General features: G+C 69.8%; 16 protein-coding genes. 8 read left to right on the forward strand and 8 right to left on the reverse strand.

What is annotated here, in order from left to right:
• Positions 1 to 1,134 carry an Lrp/AsnC family transcriptional regulator gene (locus tag A9A59_RS00400; RefSeq protein WP_098502387.1) on the reverse strand — a complete coding sequence of 378 codons (1,134 nt, stop codon included), beginning with the start codon at positions 1,132 to 1,134 and terminating at the stop codon, positions 1 to 3.
• A complete protein-coding gene (locus A9A59_RS00405) occupies positions 1,131 to 2,162 on the reverse strand; it encodes a glutamyl-tRNA reductase (protein ID WP_165772392.1) in 1,032 nt (343 codons plus the stop codon). Before A9A59_RS00405 ends, A9A59_RS00400 begins: the two co-directional genes overlap by 4 nt.
• A gap of 110 nt (positions 2,163 to 2,272) precedes the next feature.
• Here A9A59_RS00405 and A9A59_RS00410 point away from each other — a divergent pair, with 110 nt between their 5' ends.
• From A9A59_RS00410 to A9A59_RS00420, 3 genes are all read left to right on the forward strand, one after another.
• Entirely contained in the window at positions 2,273 to 3,355 is a 1,083-nt protein-coding gene (locus tag A9A59_RS00410; protein WP_278286739.1) for a phosphotransferase family protein, read from the forward strand.
• A 61-nt stretch (positions 3,356 to 3,416) separates the two neighbouring features.
• The gene (locus A9A59_RS00415; RefSeq protein WP_165772393.1) at positions 3,417 to 4,556 is read left to right on the forward strand and encodes an acyl-CoA dehydrogenase family protein; all 1,140 of its coding nucleotides are present in this window, start codon (positions 3,417 to 3,419) and stop codon (positions 4,554 to 4,556) included.
• Between the two features lie 27 nt (positions 4,557 to 4,583).
• Entirely contained in the window at positions 4,584 to 5,897 is a 1,314-nt protein-coding gene (locus tag A9A59_RS00420; protein WP_133117451.1) for a CaiB/BaiF CoA transferase family protein, read from the forward strand.
• On the opposite strand, the gene A9A59_RS00425 is transcribed toward A9A59_RS00420, so the two are convergent.
• Both A9A59_RS00425 and A9A59_RS13865 read right to left on the reverse strand, forming a co-directional pair.
• Entirely contained in the window at positions 5,894 to 6,424 is a 531-nt protein-coding gene (locus A9A59_RS00425) for an FKBP-type peptidyl-prolyl cis-trans isomerase (protein ID WP_098502391.1), read from the reverse strand. The genes A9A59_RS00420 and A9A59_RS00425 overlap by 4 nt on opposite strands.
• On the reverse strand, positions 6,421 to 6,900 hold the full coding sequence (locus A9A59_RS13865) for a hypothetical protein (protein WP_165772394.1): 480 nt from the start codon (positions 6,898 to 6,900) through the stop codon (positions 6,421 to 6,423). Before A9A59_RS13865 ends, A9A59_RS00425 begins: the two co-directional genes overlap by 4 nt.
• Before the next feature lie 55 nt (positions 6,901 to 6,955).
• Here A9A59_RS13865 and pyk point away from each other — a divergent pair, with 55 nt between their 5' ends.
• Positions 6,956 to 8,401 carry a pyruvate kinase gene (pyk, locus tag A9A59_RS00430; RefSeq protein WP_165772395.1) on the forward strand — a complete coding sequence of 482 codons (1,446 nt, stop codon included), beginning with the start codon at positions 6,956 to 6,958 and terminating at the stop codon, positions 8,399 to 8,401.
• Between the two features lie 3 nt (positions 8,402 to 8,404).
• On the opposite strand, the gene A9A59_RS00435 is transcribed toward pyk, so the two are convergent.
• Genes A9A59_RS00435 through A9A59_RS00445 form a run of 3 tightly spaced genes read right to left on the reverse strand, consistent with a single transcriptional unit; the run spans position 8,405 to position 11,149 of the window.
• A complete protein-coding gene (locus tag A9A59_RS00435) occupies positions 8,405 to 9,154 on the reverse strand; it encodes a diguanylate cyclase domain-containing protein (RefSeq protein ID WP_098502393.1) in 750 nt (249 codons plus the stop codon).
• Positions 9,155 to 9,197: 43 nt separating this feature from the next.
• A complete protein-coding gene (locus tag A9A59_RS00440) occupies positions 9,198 to 10,163 on the reverse strand; it encodes an HDOD domain-containing protein (protein ID WP_098502394.1) in 966 nt (321 codons plus the stop codon).
• Entirely contained in the window at positions 10,160 to 11,149 is a 990-nt protein-coding gene (locus tag A9A59_RS00445; protein WP_098502395.1) for a GGDEF domain-containing protein, read from the reverse strand. Before A9A59_RS00445 ends, A9A59_RS00440 begins: the two co-directional genes overlap by 4 nt.
• 79 nt (positions 11,150 to 11,228) lie before the next feature.
• Here A9A59_RS00445 and A9A59_RS00450 point away from each other — a divergent pair, with 79 nt between their 5' ends.
• From A9A59_RS00450 to A9A59_RS00465, 4 genes are all read left to right on the forward strand, one after another.
• On the forward strand, positions 11,229 to 12,419 hold the full coding sequence (locus A9A59_RS00450; protein ID WP_165772396.1) for an acyl-CoA dehydrogenase family protein: 1,191 nt from the start codon (positions 11,229 to 11,231) through the stop codon (positions 12,417 to 12,419).
• A 21-nt stretch (positions 12,420 to 12,440) separates the two neighbouring features.
• On the forward strand, positions 12,441 to 12,668 hold the full coding sequence (locus A9A59_RS00455; protein ID WP_098502397.1) for a DUF2277 domain-containing protein: 228 nt from the start codon (positions 12,441 to 12,443) through the stop codon (positions 12,666 to 12,668).
• Between the two features lie 68 nt (positions 12,669 to 12,736).
• Positions 12,737 to 13,624 (forward strand): acyl-CoA thioesterase, encoded by an 888-nt coding sequence (locus A9A59_RS00460; protein ID WP_098502398.1) that lies wholly within the window; start codon positions 12,737 to 12,739, stop codon positions 13,622 to 13,624.
• A 141-nt stretch (positions 13,625 to 13,765) separates the two neighbouring features.
• Positions 13,766 to 15,010: an LLM class flavin-dependent oxidoreductase gene (locus A9A59_RS00465; RefSeq protein WP_098502399.1), complete on the forward strand. Its 1,245-nt coding sequence runs from the start codon at positions 13,766 to 13,768 to the stop codon at positions 15,008 to 15,010.
• Between the two features lie 94 nt (positions 15,011 to 15,104).
• Here the strand turns inward: A9A59_RS00465 and A9A59_RS00470 are convergent, their stop codons facing one another.
• On the reverse strand, positions 15,105 to 17,483 hold the full coding sequence (locus A9A59_RS00470) for a polyribonucleotide nucleotidyltransferase (protein WP_098504757.1): 2,379 nt from the start codon (positions 17,481 to 17,483) through the stop codon (positions 15,105 to 15,107).
• Between the last annotated feature and the right edge of the window lie 6 nt (positions 17,484 to 17,489).

Here is a 17,489-nt window from a genome sequence, read left to right on the forward strand (position 1 = left end):
TCAGGCGTCCTCGCGCATGGTGTCGGGGTCGATGCCGCGTTCGCGGCAGAAGGTTTCGTAGGCAGAGGGGAGGATTTCGGAGGGCTTGATTTCGGAGCGGCCGCCCCAGAACTGGGTGGTGTAGGCGACGGGGATGCCGGCTTCGGCGAGGTGGGCGTCGATGGCGGCCTTGTGGGCGAGGAGGGCGGCCTTTTCGGTGCCGTGGGCGACGGCCATGATGTTGACGTTGCCGAATTCGGGGCCGGCCTCGCGCCAGTAGGCGTGGGTGATGATGTGGTGGCGGCCGACTTCGGCGCCGGCTTCGAGTTCGCGGCCGGGTTCGACGGCCCAGTGGAAGAGGGCGTTGTAGCGGGTGACCCGTTCGCCGGTGGGGAGTTCTTTGACGTGTTCGAGGAAGGTGGAGAAGCGGGCGATGAGGCCTTTCGCTTCGAGGCCGCGGACCGCTTCGAGGAAGGCTTCGTACGGGAGGCCGAACCGATCGGCGCGGGCGCGCCACGGCTCGGGGAGGAGTTCGCCGGGCTCGAGCGGCTCCTTGAGGGCGGCGAGGGCCTGCCATTCGGCGGCGGTGAGCCGGGTCAGTTGGGGGAACTGGGGCTGTGCGGGGGCATCGGCGCGGGCGCCCGGTTCGAGGCTGCGGCGGCGGACATGACCGACGCCGAGGGCGAAGAGGCAGCGCGCGGGCATGACCCGCCACGCTTCGGCGCCGATGACGCGGGCTATATACGCCACGTGGCGTTCAAGGGAGAAGCCCTGCGGCACCTTGACGGTGGTCCAGAGCCGGAAGGCGGCTCCGGGCAGGGAGGAGTCGGTGGAGCGGATGACGACGTGGCCGGAGAAGGGGTCGTCGCGGAAGAGGGTATCGAAGGCGTCGTGGAGCGCATCGGCGGGGACCTTCCACGCGACGAGGGCGCCGTGGGCGAGGCTGCCGGTATTGAGGGTCTGGCGGACGCGGCGGACGACGCCGGCTTCGAGGAGGTCGCGGATGCGTTCAATGACGAGCTGCTCGGGGAGGCCGGCGCGTTCGGCGATGGCGGCGAAGGGGCGTTCGTGGAAGCCGGCGAGGCCGTCTTCGGCGACGGCGAGGATGCGGGCGGTCTCGGGGTGGGCGGTGCTGAGGACGGATGTGGCGGTCATGGCTGCTCCGCGGGTTCGAAGATGGCGGCGACGATGCTGGCGGTGGCAGGGTCGAGGGCGCGGAGGCGCTCCGACGGCTCGTGGAGGATGTGGGCGACGAGGCTGCGGGTGATGGTTTCGAGAACGTGGCGGGGAATTTCGGGGTGGCGTCGGGCGATGCGTTCGAGGTCGGCGCGGCGGCGGAGCTCGACGGCGCGGCGGAAGCGGCCGACGGGGGAGGCGGCATCTTCGGACCAGTGGGCGAGGACGCGGTCGATGTCGTTGTCGAGTTCAGCGAAGAGGGGTGCGCGGCCTTCGAAGCCGGCGAGTTCGCGCAGGGCGCGGAGGTCGGTGACGCGGGGGTCGGCGGGGTCGGTGCGGCGGGGGGTGGAGAGGTCGAGGACGGCGGCAGCGGGGAGGTCGGCGGGCTGGAGGACGGGGGCATCGCCGCCGAGGGCGACGACGGCGAGGTCGTGCGGGGGGAGCGCGGGGAGGCGGTCGAGCGGCTGCCAGGCGGAGGCGCGGCCGCGGAGCCAGGCCGGGGCGGTGCGGGAAACCACGGTCACCTGCGGAATGGCGAGGTCGCGGGCGGTGCGGCAGACGGCGGCGGCGGTGGGCCCGGAGCCGACGATGAGGAGCGAGGCCGGGACCGGGAGGCGGCGGAGGGCGAGGCGGAGGAGGGAGCCGGAATCGGCATCGCTGGGGTGGCGCTTGCGGAAGGCGCGGGCGGCGGCGATGGCGCGGGCGAAGACAGCGGCAAGCGGCGGCGGGGCAGCATCGGCGGCGCGGCGGACCTGCCCGAGGATTTCGTGTTCGCCGAGGGCGATGGAGTGGAGGCCGGCGGCGAGGGCAGTGAGGTAGCGGAAGGCGTCGCGGCCGGTGCGGCTGGCGGCGCAGCCGAGAGGGCAGGGTGCGAGAGCGACGGCCTCGATGCGCTGGCAGGTGACGATGAGGGATGCGTCGTGGGCGAGGGCCTCAGCGCAGGCGAGGTCGAAGGCGGCTGCGTCGCAGGAGGTGGTGTCCCACGAGCAGACGACCAAACGATCCAAACCTTCCAAATGATCGGTCATCAGGCAGATCTACGAGGTTTTCGAGCTTTGCGATCTTCGCCCTTCTGCGGCTTCGGCGCAAGGAGCCGGGGCGTATACTTTCCGGTTCGATGAGGAACGAAATGACGAACGAGGTACCGGCGGGGATCCGCTACGAGGCGGTCTCGAAGTTCTTTGCGGAGCACGTGCCCGGGGGCGACGTGCCGCTGCGCTTTACGCTGATCAGCGGCGGGCGCTCGAACCTGACGTACCGGGTGGAGGGCGACGGCCATACCTGGGTGCTGCGGCGGCCGCCGCTGGGGCATGTGCTGCCGACGGCGCACGACATGGTGCGGGAGTTCCGGGTGCTGACAGCGATGCAGCGGGCGGGATTCCCGGCGCCGCCGCCAATCGCGCTGTGCGAGGACCCTTCGGTGAACGAATACCCGTTCTACGTGATGGAGTACCGGGAGGGCGTGGTCATCGGGGAGGATTTGCCGCCGGGGTATGCGGAGACGGCGGAGGAGCGGCAGAAGATTGCGCGGGCGCTGGTGGAGACGCTGGTGCAGCTGCACGCCATCGACTACGAGGCGGTGGGGCTCGGCGATTTCGGGCGGCCGCAGGGATACCTCGAGCGGCAGGTGCGGCGCTGGAGCGAGCAGTGGGAGCGCTCGAAGACGCGGGAGCTGCCGGCGATCGATGAGCTGATCCGGCGGCTGCGGGCGAGCATACCGGAATCGCCGGCGCCGACGATCGTGCACGGGGACTACCGGCTCGGGAATATGATGCTCGACCCGAAGGACCCGGGCCGGGTGGTGGCTGTGCTCGACTGGGAGATGGCGACGCTCGGGGACCCGCTCACGGACCTCGGGTACACCCTCGGGTACTGGGGCGAAGTGGGCGATTCGGAGCGGTTCCTGAACGCCCGGATTGCGGCGAAGGCAACGGCCTACCCGGGGTTCCCGACGCGCCGCGAGATTGTCGAGATGTATGGCCGGCTGAGCGGACGGGACGTTTCGCGGGTCGAATGGTACGAGGTGTTCGCGACCTACAAGCTGGCGGTCATTGTGGAGGGCATCCACGCGCGGTACCTGAAGGGGGAGACCGTGGGCGAGGGGTTCGAGGCTTTCGGGGAGCGGACAGTCGCGCTGGTGGAGGATGCGCTGGAGATGGCGAACCGCGCATCGGACCCGCGGCTGCGGGGGGAGGCGTAGGGCGGCTACCGCCGGTTCCCCCGCCGCGGTAGAGTGCGCGAAACGCGGCGAGGGGTGCGCCATGGAGTTCCGGTTCTCCGCGGAGGACGAGGCGTTCCGGCAGGAGGTCCGCGCGTTCATCCGCGCGGAGCTGCCGAAGGTGCGCGAGGGGGAGTCGTTCACGAAGAAGCTGGCGGCGAGGGGCTGGCTGACGATGTCGTGGCCGAAGGAGTACGGAGGACAGGGGGCGCCTCACCTGCGCCAGCTCGTGTACAACGAGGAGATGGCGTACCACCGGGCCCCGGGCCAGACGATGGGGGCCGACCGGGTGGGGCCGACGCTGATCCTGTTCGGGACGGAGGAGCAGAAGGCACAGTTTCTGCCGGCAATCGCCCGGGACGAGATGACCTGGTGCCAGGGGTTCAGTGAGCCGGGCTCGGGCTCGGACCTTGCCTCGCTCCAGACGCGGGCAGTGCGCGACGGCGACTGCTGGGTGATCAACGGGCAGAAGATCTGGACCTCGAACGCGCAGCGGGCGGACTACATGATTCTGCTGGCGCGGACGGACCCGGATGCGCCGAAGCACCGCGGCATCACCTACTTCCTCGTGGATATGAAGCTTCCCGGGATTACCGTTCGCCCGCTGGTGCAGATGACCGGGCAGGCGGGCTTCAACGAAGTGTTCTTCGACGACGTGCGGGTGCCGGCGAACATGGTGGTCGGGGAGGTGAACCGGGGCTGGTACGTGTCGACGGCGACGCTGGATTTTGAGCGGTCGGGCATCGGGCGGGTGATCGGCGGGCTGCGGACGTTTGAGGAGGTGGTGGCGTACGCGAAGGCGACGCCGGCGCGCGACAGCGGCGGCGGGACACTGTTCGACCGGGCGCCGGTGCGGCTGGCGCTGGCGGACGTGGCGCTCAGCTTCGAGGTGGGGCGGCTGATGTCGTACCGGGTGGCGTGGATGCAGAGCCGGGGGCTGGTGCCGAACTACGAGGCGTCGATGGCGAAGACGTTCGGTACGGAGCTCCACCAGCGGATGGCGCGGGTGGCGTACACGACGCTCGGGCTGCGGGGGCAGCTGCTGGACGGGGCGTGGGCGCCGCTCGCGGGGCAGATCCCGGCGACGGTGCTGCAGGCGGTTGCGTTGACGATTGCGGCCGGGACCTCGGAGATCAATCGCAACATCATTGCGACGCGCGGGCTGGGGCTGCCGCGCGGCTGACGGGAGCGAGGACGCGCAGGGGTGACGATGGAGACGATCCGGGGCGTGTTCGAAGGGGTGCGGGTGCTCGACCTGAGCGAGTACATCGCCGGGCCGCTGGCGGGAGAGATGCTGGCGGACCTCGGGGCCGACGTGGTCAAGGTCGAACCGCCGCTCGGGGATTTCTGGCGGCACACCGCGCCGGTTGCGCCGGGCGAGAGCCGCGGGTTCATGGGGGTGAACAAGGGGAAGCGGAGCATCTCGATCGACCTGAAGCGGCCGGAGGGGAAGGAGGTGTTCCTCCGGCTGGTGGAGACGGCGGACATCCTGCTGGCGAACTACCGGCCGGGGGTGGCGGAGCGGCTGGGGGTGGATTACGCGACGCTCTCGGCGGTCAATCCGCGGCTGATCTACTGCCAGAACACGGCGTTCGGGAGCGCGGGGCCGTACCGGGACCGGCCGGGGTTCGACCTCGTGTCGCAGGCGATGACGGGGATCATGGCGTTCGAGGGGGCCGGCGGACTGCCGCACCCGATCATCACGACCTCGCCGACGGACCTCGCGGCGGGGATGTGGCTCGCCTACGGGGCCGCGGCGGCGCTCTACCACCGGGAGCGGACCGGGAAGGGGCAGTTCATTGAGACAAGCCTGTTCGCGGCGGGGATCGCGGTGCAGTACCGCCCAATGTTCTCGATTGAGCGGCTGGACCGGGAGCAGCGGGAGCGGGTGCTGACCGCGATTGCGCAGGCGCGGGCGGAGGGGCGGCGGGTTGAGGAGGTGCTGCGGGAAATGCCGACGCGGCACGAGACGGGCCGGCGGAACAACCCGTACTACAAGGTGTACGAGACGAAGGATTCGTACATCGCGCTCGCCTGCCTGAACAACCGGCTGCGGCGGGCGGCGGTGCGGGTGCTCGGCGTGGAGGACCCGCGGGTGGAGGGCGACGAGTTCGATACGGAAGCGCTCTCGCCGGACGAGAACCTGGTGTTGAACGAACTGATCGCGGCGATCTTCAGCACGAAGACGACCGACGAGTGGGTGGCGGCGTTCGATGCGGCCGGGGTGCCGTGCGGGCCGGTGCGGTACACGGCGGAGCTGTTCGATGACCCGCAGGTGAAGGCGATGGAACTGCTGCGGACGTTCGACCACGCGGTGCTGGGGCCGGTGGTGATGGCGAACAGCCCGCTGCGGATGAGCGGCGGGGAGACCGGGACGCGGCTGCCGTCGCCGGCGCTGGGCCAGCACACGCGGGAGGTGCTGCGTGAGCTGGGCTTCGCGGATGACGAGATCGAGGGACTGATTGCGGCGGAGGCGGTGCGGGCGTGGGAGCCGCCCGCGGGGGTCGAGGGGCGCCGGGATTAGCGGATATCGAGCAGCTCGACTTCGAAGATGAGGTCGGTATCGGGCGGGATGGGGCCCTGTCCGCGGCTGCCGTAGGCGAGGTTCGCGGGGATGTAGAGCAGCCGCTTGCCGCCGACCTTCATGGTGGCGACGCCTTCGTCCCAGCCCTTGATGACCTGTCCGACGCCGAGGACGAAGGTGAACGGCTGCCCGCGGTCGAGCGAGCTGTCGAACTTGCGGCCGTCGGTGAAGTAGCCGGTGTAGTGGACGGTGACGCGCTGGCCGGGCTGGGGCGAGGGGCCATCGCCGATGGCGATGTCCTGGTAGCGGAGGCCGGAGGCGGTGACCGTCGGGTTCTCGAGGGTGATGGGGCCGGCGGTCGCTGTGGCGGCCGGGGTGCCGGTGCGGGCCGGAGTAGCCTGGGTCGCCGCAGGCGAGGGGGTGGAGGGCGTGGGGGCGGTGTCGTCATCATCGCCGCCGCATGCGCCGGCGGCGATGAGCCCGGCGGCGGCAATGGCGGCGAGGAGGGGGTGCAGTCTGCGGGTCATGGGGCGAGGGTAGCTTCGGCGGCGCTTAGGGATAATGCAGGCTGGGGGACTGGCAGACAGAAGGGGTAAAGGAGGGGAATGACGCGGGCCATCTCGGCGGCGACGGCCCCGGCGAGCTGGCGGGTGAGGGTTTCGAAGGCGAAGGTGCGGTGGAGCCGGCGCCAGGAGGGGGTCCACACTTCGAGCTCCCAGGCGGGGCCGAGCGCGGCGATGAGCGGGCCGGCGTGGGCGGCGACGAGAGCAGCGCGGGCGTCGTTCACCTCGACGGGACCTTCGAAGTGGAGGCCGAGTTCGACGATGCTGCGGGCGGGCTGGGGCTGGAGTTCGATGTGCGAGGCGGGGTCGCCCCAGGAGAGCTGGAGGATGGTCCACATGACCCTGCGGGAGGGCGCCGGGACGGCCGGCGGGAGGGCGCGGAGGGCGAGGTCCTCGGCGAGGAAGAGGAATTCTCGGGCCTTGAGCTGGTCGCGCGGCACGCTTCCCAGTGTACCGTTCACCGGGAGGCATGCCGGGCGCTGCTATAGTCGGGACATGAGCATGCTGCGCAGGACGAAGATCGTGGCGACGCTGGGGCCTGCCTCGCTGCCCCCGGCAACCCTGCGGGCGATGATGCGCGCGGGGATGGACGTGGCGCGGCTGAACACGAGCCACGGGACGCTGGAGAGCCACCGGGAGGCGGTGCGGCTGGTGCGGGAGGCAGCGAAGGAGGTGGGGCGGCCGGTGGCGGTGCTGCTCGACCTGGCGGGTCCGAAAATCCGGACGGGGGAGAACGCGGGCGGCCGTTCGCTGGAGCTGAAAGCGGGAGCGACGGTGCGGGTGACGGCGGAGCCGGTGGCGGGGACAGAGGAGCGGTTCACCATCAGCTATGAGCGGCTGGTGGAGGATGTGGAAGCCGGCGAGCGGATCCTGCTCGACGACGGGCGGATTGAGCTGCGCGTGCTGGACCGGGACGGTGACGACCTGGTCTGCGAGGTGGTGGCCGGCGGGGTGCTCCCGGCGCGGCGGGGCGTGCACTTTCCGGAGACGGCGCTGACAGCCCCGGCGCTGACCGACCGCGACCGCGAGGCGATGGCGATGGCGGTAGCGGAGTGCGTGGACTACGTGGCGGTGAGCTTCGTGCAGGATGCTGCCGACATCGAGGCGGCGCGAGCGGCGATTGCCGCGCTGGGGGGCGATATCCCGATCGTGGCAAAGATCGAGCGGAAAGTTGCAGTGGAACGGCTCGACGAGATCGTGGCCGTTGCGGACGGGGTGATGGTGGCGCGGGGGGACCTTGGGGTGGAGCTGCCGCCGGAGGAGGTGCCGGTGCAGCAGCGGCGGATCATCGCGGCGGCGGCGCGGGAGATGGTCCCGGTGATTACGGCGACGCAGATGCTGGAGTCGATGATCGAATCGCCGCGCCCGACCCGGGCGGAGGCATCGGACGTTGCGAATGCGACGTGGGAGTTTTCGGACGCGGTGATGCTGAGCGGGGAGACTGCGATTGGGAAGTATCCGGTGGCGGCGGTGACGATGATGGACCGGATTATCCGGCAGGCTGAGGCGGTGGCGGGGCCGGCGCCGGAGGGCACCGGACATGGCGAGCACGACGACCATTCGTACGTGGTGGCGGTAGCGGCACGGCGGATCGTGGAATCGGACCCGAATATGCGCGGCATCGCCTGCTTCACACGGAGCGGGTATTCGGCGCTGCTGATGAGCAAGGTGCATCCTGATGCGCCGATTTTCGGGGTGACGCACGCGGAGGCGGTCTACCGGCGGCTGGCGCTGGCGCGGGGCGTGGTGCCGATCCTGAGCCGGGCGGTGACGACGACCGACGAGCTGCTGCGGGTGCTCGACGAGGCGCTGCTGGGCGGCCGTTTTGTGGAGGAGGGTGACGAGGTGGTGGTGGTCGCGAGCCTGCCTGTCCGTGCGCAAGGGACGACGAACTTCCTCAAGCTGCACCGCGTGGGCGACGCGGCGGCCTACCAGTGGTAGCTGTCAGGCGGCGAGGGAATCGGGGCGCGGGGGTTCGCGACGGCGGAGAGGGAGTGTCTCTTCGAGGTCGCGGAGGACGTCGGTGGCGTAGAGGGCTTCGAGGTCGTACTGGAGGACGCGGGCCGTCACGGGCACATCGAGGACGTTATGGCCATCGGAGACGGCGATAGTGCCGGGGACGCGCTTGAGGTAGATGAACGACTGCTCAAGCGTGCATTCGACGAGCATGACGCAGAACTTTGCACCGCCGAGGTGGGCGAGGAAATCGGAGCTGCGGGTGAGGCGCTTGAGGACCTCGGCGAGGGCGTTGACGGCGCGGTTGGCGAAATCGTCGCCGCGGCGTTCGCGGATGTCGTTGATGTTTTCGATGGAGAGCTGGACGAGGACGAAGGGGGACTGGAGGGCGCGAGCGCGCGGCATTTCGCGGCGGAGCTCGGCGAGGACGTAGTTCCGGTTCGGCAGGTTGTGGAATTCGGAGAGGTAGGCTGCGCCCTGGAGGCGGGCGGCGACGCGGTGCCAGTGGCGCTTGCGGACGACCTGCATGAAGACGGCGTGGGCGAGGAAGAGGAGGAAAAGGGCGGCCAGGCCGACCGTGACGATGAAGTTCGCGGTGGTCGGCTGGCGGAGGTACTGGACGGCCTGCACGGCGAGGACGACACCCCAGCCGGCGAGGGCAGCCATGCGGAGGAGGTGCCGCTGGGGCGCTTCAGGCTCCTGTTCCGGGCTGGCAGGCACCGACGGTGCGGGATTCATCTGTGCTCCTTACAGGAGGATTCGACTGCCGGCAGGCGGATCATCAGGCTGCCGGGGTTTCCTCGGCCGGGAGTTCGGCTCCTTCGTCTTCTCCATGGTGGGGGCGGTACCAGCGCGGCGGACGTGAGGTGACATGGGTAAGGAAGGCGCGGGCCTTCTCCTCGAGGGTGGCGATGCCGCCGTGGACTTTTCCGACGGCGAGGTCGCAGGCGGGCGGCACGGCGGCGGCCGGCCGGCGCTCCGGCTCGTGGGTGTAATCGAAGCCGGCGGCGAGCCCCTCGCGGTTCGCCATGAGGTTGGCGGCAGCGACGATGTCGGACATGGATTCGATTGCGGCGACGGGCTGATGATGGGCCTGGATGGCCGAGACGAGCGGTTCGGGGAATTTCCAGCGGGCGGCGAGGCGGGAGCCGACGAGTTCGTGGCCAAAGCCGAAGACGGCGAACTCGGCGTCGCGGTACTTCATGCCTTCGGTTTCGACGAGGTCGATGACCTCGGCGAAGGCGGCGGGCTCGGCGAGCATCATGGCGAGCTTGCCGATGTCGTGGAGGACGCCGGCGGTGAAGGCGTCTTCGGAGCGGGCGACCCGGGTTTCGCGGGCGATGACCTCGGCGATGATGCCGACGGTGACGCTGTGGGCCCAGAAGAGGTCCTGGTCGAAGCGGGAGCCTTCGAGCTGGGGGAGGCGGAGGGCGTCGATGATGGCGGTGGAGATGGCGACGGAGCGGACGGTCCGCATGCCGAGGAGGATGACCGCTTCGCGGACATTGGAGATGCGGCGGGCGTAGCCGTAGTAGGCGGAGTTCGAGAGCTTGAGCAGGCGGGCGGTGAGGGCCTGGTCGGAGCTGATGACGGTTGCGAGGTCCATGGCGGCCGACCGTTCGTCCTCGGCGAGCTGGATCGCTTTGGTGGCGACGGCTTTGAGCGGGGCGAGGTCGGTGGTGGCCTGGACGATGGTGCGCAGGCGGTTGCGAAAGAAGGGGGACTCGGCGGTCGGGTCGGCGGTCATGCGGCGCTCCTCTGCTCGGAATCAGCGGCGACGACGCGATTGCGGCCGGCGCGTTTTGCGGCATAGAGGCGTTCATCCGCGATGCGGATGGCCTCTTCGAGGTTTTCGGCAGACTCGGGGATACTGGCGACCCCGGCGCTGACGGTGATTGCGATGGCGAGGGTCTCATCGATGGGGACGTGGCGGGCCTGGACGGCCTGGCGGATGCGCTCGGCGAAGGCGGCGGCATCGGCGAGGGAAGCGCCGGGGAGGAAGGCGACGAATTCTTCGCCGCCGAAGCGGCCGATGACATCGCCGTGGCGGGCGAGCTGGCGGAGGGTTTCGCCGAAGGCCTGGAGGACGGCATCGCCGGCGAGGTGGCCGTAGGAGTCGTTGACGGCCTTAAAGCGGTCGAGGTCGAAGATAACGACGCCGAGACGGGCGGCGCCGACCGGGAAGGCGAGGAGGATATCGCGGGCGGCATCCATAGCGGCGGCGCGGTTGAGGAGGCGGGTAAGGGAGTCGTGGCGGGCGAGATGGTCGAGCCGGGCGACGAGGTGGGTGAGCTGGGCGTTGTTCCTGCGGAGGGCGTCTTCGATTTCGCGGTAGGCGGAGTGGTCGCGGATGTAGTAGACGGTGGCGAGCAGCTCGCCGAGGCGGCCGGTCACGCGGGCGGCGGAGACGGCGGCGGGGAACGGCGGGGCGTCTTTGCGGGCAGCCGGGAGCTCGAAGGCGGCGACCCGGCCATCCCGGGCGAGGGCGGCGCGGAGTGCGCGGCGGCGGACGCGGTCGGGGAAGAGCACGTCGATGCGGCGGCCCATGACTTCGACGGGGGCGAAGCCGAACATGGCCTCGGCGGCGCCGGTGTAGAGCGCGATGCGGTTTTCGGGGGTCGTGACGATCACGGCGTCGGGGCAGGCGACGAGGAGGAGCTGGAGGAGGTCGGGGTCGGCGAGGACGGCGAGGAAGTCTCCCCGGCGGGCGAGGGCGGCGTTCGGGCGTACCATCAGTTGAGGTATCGGCAGACGGCGGCGGACCGTTCAGCGGGGAATGATCGTGGGGCCGGGCGGGGGTAAGCTTCGCGGCATGGACTTTCGCGATTCCCCGGAAGAGGCAGCGTTCCGGGCCGAGGTGCGGGCCTGGATCGCGGAGAACCTGCCGGACGCGCTGAAGGGCGATGCCGGCGAAGGTGAATGGGGCCAGCTTTCGAGCGGCCACGAGCGGGACAAGGAGGCGCTGGCGGAGTGGCGGCGGCGGCTGCAATCGCGGGGATGGGTGGCGCCGGCGTGGCCGAAGAAGTACGGTGGCGCGGAGCTGCCGGTGATGCAGCAGTTCATCCTGAAGGAGGAGATGGCCCGCGCCCGGGCGCCGCGATTCGGCGGGGTGGGGATCGGCTGGGTGGCGCCGACGCTGATGCAGTACGGCGAGGAGTGGATGAAGGAGCGGTTCATCGAGCCGATTCTTTCGGGGAAGGAGCGGTGGTGCCAGGGGTTCAGCGAGCCGGGCGCGGGCTCGGATCTGGCGAGCGTGCAGACGCGGGCGGTACGGGATGGCGACGATTATGTCATCAACGGCCAGAAGATCTGGACGAGCGGCGCGCACATTGCGGACTGGATGATCCTGCTGGCGCGGACCGACCCTTCGGCGCCGAAGCACAAGGGGCTCTCGTACTTCCTGGTGGATATGAAATCGCCGGGGATCACGCTCTCGCCGATTATCAACATGGTTGGGAACAGCGGGTTCAACCAGGTGTTCTTCGAGAATGTGCGGGTGCCGGCGCGGAACATGGTGGGGGAGGAGAACCGGGGCTGGTACGTGGCGGCGACGACGCTGGACTTCGAACGGAGCCTGGTGGACCTGTGCGTGGAGTACCGGGCGATCCTCGAGGAGGCGGTTGCCTGTGCGAAGGCGGAGGGGCTGACGAACCTGGCGTGGGCGCGGCACCGGCTGGCCGATTTGTTCATTGAGGTCGAGGTGGCCCGGAACCTGAGCCTGCGGGTGGTTTCGATGCAGGCGCGGGGGGTGCAGCCGAACTACGAGGCGAGCATTGTGAAGCTGTACGCGAGCGAAGTGGAGCAGCGGATGGCTGCGGTGATCTACCGGATGGCGGGGCTGCGGGGGCAGATTACGTCGCGGGGAGCCTCGCGCTGGGAGCTGCTGATGGGCCGGATCGGCCGGTTCCAGCTGCACTCGGTCGCGGCGACGATCGGCGGGGGCACGAGCGAGGTGCAGCGGAACATCATCGCGACGCGCGGGCTCGGGCTGCCGCGGGCGTAAGCGGGGAGAGGAGACCGGGGCGTGTGCCGAAGCATCCGGACCCTGCGGGGACAGGAGCCGCCGGCGACTGACGAGGAGGTGCGGGCGGCTGCGCTCCAGTACGTGCGCAAGGTGAGCGGCTACCGCCAGCCATCGCAGCGGAATGCGGCGGCGTTCGAGGACGCGGTGGCGGCGGTGGCGGCGGCGACGGCGCGGCTGCTCGCGGCGCTCGAGGCCGGGCGGGGAGACCGGGACGCCGGCAGCCGGTAGGCTGATTCAACACAAGCGTACGAACGGCCCGGCCCCGGAGCGGGGCAGGGGCGGGAGATGGAGGAACCATGACGGAGGCACGGGAAGCCCCCGGCGGGGCGATTCGTGAGTTTTTGCGGCAGATGACGCTGGAGCCCGCAGATTACGACCGGTTCCGCGGTGAACCGGGACAGGAAGAGGGGCGCCTGTTCGGCGGGCTGGTGCTGGCGCAGGCGATTGTGGCGGCCGGGCGAACGGCGAGCTTTGGGTCGATCCACTCGCTCCATGCCTACTTCCTGCGGGCGGGCAAGCCGCAGGACCCGATCGACTACACGGTGGAGCGGATTCGCGAGGGACGGAACTTCCTGACCCGGCGAGTGACGGCGGTGCAGGCCGGGCACACCATCTTCGAGGCGTCGGTGAGCTTCGCCGCGCCGGAGGAGGGGATTTCGCACCAGGCGCCGATGCCTGAAGCGCCGGACCCGGAGGGCTGCCCGCCCTGGTGGACGACGATCGCGCTGCCGCGCATGGCGGACATCCCGCCGGCGATGCCGGAGCGGATGCGGAGCCGGCTGGGCCGGCCGATCGACCTGCGATCAGCGGCTGCGCCCACACGCGCGGACGATGGGACGGGGCGGCTGCCGGCGCGGGCAGTGTGGGGCCGGATGGCTGAGCCGCTCCCGGAGGACCCGCTGCTGCATGCAGCGGCGCTGGCCTACTTCAGCGACAGCGGCCTGGTGGCGACCGTTGCGCACCATTACGGGCTGTGGCGGCCCGGCGGAAGCTCGGCGAGCCTGGACCACGCGATGTGGTTCCACCGGCCGCCGCGGTTCGATGACTGGGTGCTCTATGTGAGCGAGAGCCCGGCAGCGCACGCGGCGCGGGCGATCATGATCGCCGGGATGTACGACCGCTCAGGGACGCGGATTGCGACGGTCGCGCAGGAGGGGCTTTTCCGGGCGCCGCGCGAGGGGTAGGGCGCGCCGCGGCTCCTCCTCGGCGGGGGCGGAAGCGGGCGTACGGCGGTGCCGGGAGCCGCGCAGCTTGACGCGGATATTGCGAAGGCGTATGGATGAGGCACGCCGCGCTGAGCGTGGCGCAGCCGCTGGAGGGGCAGCATGAAGTTCCACTGGTTCCACCTGATGCCGTACCCGTACCTGCCGGACGACTTTAAGGAGCGGTACCGGAGCGTCTGGGTCGACGTTCCGTACTCGCTGTTCGATCCGGTGAAGGGGCACCACGTCTACAACGAGTACCTCGACGAGCTCGAGTACGCGGAGCGGTGCGGGTTCGACGGGATCTGCTGCAATGAGCACCACTCGAACGCATACGGGCTGATGCCGAGCCCGAACCTGATTGCGGCGGCGCTGGCGCGGCGCACCTCGCGGGCTGGGCTGGTGGTGCTGGGGAACTCGATTGCGCTGTACAACCCGCCGCTCCGGGTGGCGGAGGAGTTTGCGATGCTCGACGTCATCTCGGGCGGGCGGCTGGTAGCCGGCTTCCCGGTGGGGACGAGCATGGACACGAACTTCGCCTACGGGATGACGCCGGCGACGCTGCGGGAGCGATACTACGAGAACCACGACTTCATCCTGCAGGCGTGGACGAACACGGAGACGTTCCACTTCAACGGGAAGTACAACCAGGTGCGGTATGTGAATCCGTGGCCGCGGCCGCTGCAGCAGCCGCACCCGCCGATCTGGATCCCGGGCGGCGGCTCGCTGGAGACGTGGGACTGGACGACGGAGAAGGACTACCTCTACTGCTACCTTTCGTACTTCGGCTACCTGCGCGGCAAGAGCGTGATGGACCAGTACTGGGCGCGGGTGGATGAGCTGGGCGGGGAGTTCAATCCGTACCGGGCGGGTTTTTTGCAGCTGGTCTGCGTGGCGGAGAGCGACGCGGAGGCGGAGCGGCTGTACAGCGAGCACGTGGACTACTTCTACAACCGGTGCCTGCACGTCTACGCGGGGTTTGCGGATGCGCCGGGCTACCGGACGCTGCGGACGGTGAAGGCCGGGATCACGGCCCAGGTGGGCGCGCAGGCGAGCGCACAGCGTGCGGGGCTTACCTGGGCGGACTTCGTGAAGCAGGGGTACGTGATTGCGGGCAGCCCGGAGAGCGTTGCGCAGCAGATGGAGGAGGTTATCAGGGGGCTGAAGGTCGGTCACCTGATGTGCCTGATGCAGATCGGGAACATGCCGCGGGAGAAGGTGCTCTACAACACGAAGCTGTTCGCGGAGAAGGTGATGCCGAAGCTGCGCGGCATCTGGAGCGAGTACGAGGACCGCTGGTGGATCCGGCCGCTGCCGGAGGAGCAGCGGGCGAAGCCGGCGGAGTGGCGGGAGGCGGTGGGGGTGTAGCCCCGCCCGCGAAGGCCCGGACGAGCAGCGAGGCCGCCCCGGTACCGGGGCGGCCTGCTTTGTCGGCTGTGTTTCGACTGTGCGCGGTTGGGTGTCAGTCTTCGTTCATGCCGCCGCCGAAGTCACGGCGCGGGGGCGGGGGCGCGCCTTCAGCGGGCGGGGTGCGGCGGACCCAGCCGCGGGTGGCGCCGCCGACGGGGCCGGTGCTGGCGGGCGCGGGGCGCGAGGGCTGGGGCTGGCTGGCCCGCTGGGGCTGGGGACCGCCGCCTCGGCCGCCGCGGTCGCGGTCGGAGGGGCGGGAGCCGCCGCCGGGGCCGCCTGGACCGCCGCCGCGCGGGCCGCGATCGCGGTCGCGGCCGCCGTCGCGGCTGGCTGCGGCGGCCTGCTCCGGTGTTTCGCCGAGGAGGACGGCGCGGCGGGAGAGGTTGATGCGGCCGAGGTTGTCGATCTCGGAGACCATGACGGTGACTTCGTCGCCGACTTTGACCTCATCTTCGACGCTGCGGACGTGGTCGGCGCCGAGCTGGGAGATGTGGATAAGGCCTTCTTTGCCGGGGAGGATTTCGACGAAGGCGCCGAAGTTGAGGAGGCGGGTGACTTTGCCGGTGTAGATTTCGCCGACCTGGACCTCTTTGGTGAGGCCTTCGATCATGCGGATGGCTTTGCGGGCGACCTCTTCGTTCGGGGAACCGACGATGACGGTGCCGTCTTCCTGGATGTCGATGGTGGCGCCGCCGGATTCGTCCTGGATGCGGCGGACAGTCTTGCCGCCGGGCCCGATGAGGGTGCCGATCATGTCCTGCGGGATGGTGACCTTGTACATCTTGGGCGCGTAGGGCGAGAGCTCGGGCCTCGGCTCGGGGATGACTTCGAGCATGCGCTCGAGGATGTACTGGCGGGCTTCGCGGGCCTGTTCGAGGGCGGTGGCGAGGAGTTCGCGGGAGACGCCGGAGATTTTGATGTCCATCTGGAGGGCGGTGATGCCCTTTGCGGTGCCGGCGACCTTGAAGTCCATGTCGCCCATGAAGTCTTCCTGGCCGGCGATATCGGTGAGGACGCGGTAGTTGCCGTCTTCGCCCATGATGAGGCCCATGGCGATGCCGGCGACGGGTGCGGAGATGGGGACGCCGGCATCCATAAGGGCGAGGGTGCTGCCGCAGACGGAGGCCATGGAGGTGGAGCCGTTGGAGGACATGACCTCACTGACGAGGCGGAGGGCGTAGGGGAACTCTTCTTCGGAGGGGATGACGGGTTCGAGGGCGCGCTCGGCGAGGGCGCCGTGGCCGATTTCGCGGCGGCCGGCCCCGCGGAGGGGGCGCACTTCGCCGACGGAGTAGGGCGGGAAGTTGTAGTGGTGCATGTACCGCTTGTACTCGTCGGGCGAGAGGGTATCGAGCTTCTGCACCATGCTGAGCCCGCCGAGGGTGGCGATGGTGAGGACCTGCGTTTGGCCGCGCTGGAAGAGGCCGGAGCCGTGGGTGCGGGGGAGGACGCCGACGTGGATATCGAGCGGGCGGATGTCTTTGATCCCGCGGCCGTCGGCGCGGATGCCCTGCTCGAGGATCTGCTTGCGCATGGCCTTCTTGATGATGTTCCAGAGGGCATCGGCGATGTCGGCGGAGGTGAAGCGGTCGCCGAACCGCTCCTGGAGTTCCTGGCGGACAGCTTTATTGGCGTCGGAGCGCTCGGAGGCGGCGGTGGCGACGAGCTCGGGGATGCGGTCCTTGAGGTACTCGCTGATGACGGCGATGGCTTCTTCGTTCTCTTTGGCCGGGGTGAAGGGCTTCTTCACCGGGGCGACGTCGGCCGCGATCTGCTCCTGGAGGGCGATGATCTTGCGGTTCGCCTCCATGGCGACCTCGATGGCCTCGAGGACGACGTCTTCGGAGACCTGCTTGGCGCCGGCTTCGACCATGACGACGGCGTCCTTCGTGCCGGCGACGACGATGTCGAGGTCGCCGCGTTCGGTTTCATCGAAGGTGGGGTTGACGATGTACTGGCCGTCGAGGCGGGTGACGCGGACGGAGGAGACGGGGCCGTTGAAGGGGATATCGCTGATGCCGAGGGCGGCGGAGGCTCCGATGGTGATAAGGGTATCGGGCTGGTGTTCGCGGTCGGCGGAGAGGGTGGTGGCGATGACCTGGACTTCGTTGCGGAACCCCTTGGGGAAGAGGGGGCGAAGGGGGCGGTCGGTGAGGCGCATGGCGAGGATGGCCTCGGTGGAGGCGCGGCCTTCGCGGCGGGGGAAGCCGCCGGGGATTTTGCCGACGGCGTAGAGCCGCTCCTCGTAGTCGACCGTGAGTGGGAAGAAGTCGATGCCTTCGCGGGCTTCGGCCATGCAGACGGTGACGAGGACGACGGTATCGCCGAGGCGGACGGTGACGGCGCCGTTGGCCTGCTGGGCGAGGATGCCGTGCTGGATGGTGAGGGTTTTGCCCCCGATTTCGATTTCGTAGGTGCGTGGGTCGTTCATGGTGGT

Source organism: Tepidiforma thermophila (assembly GCF_002563855.1).
GTDB lineage: Bacteria > Chloroflexota > Dehalococcoidia > Tepidiformales > Tepidiformaceae > Tepidiforma > Tepidiforma thermophila.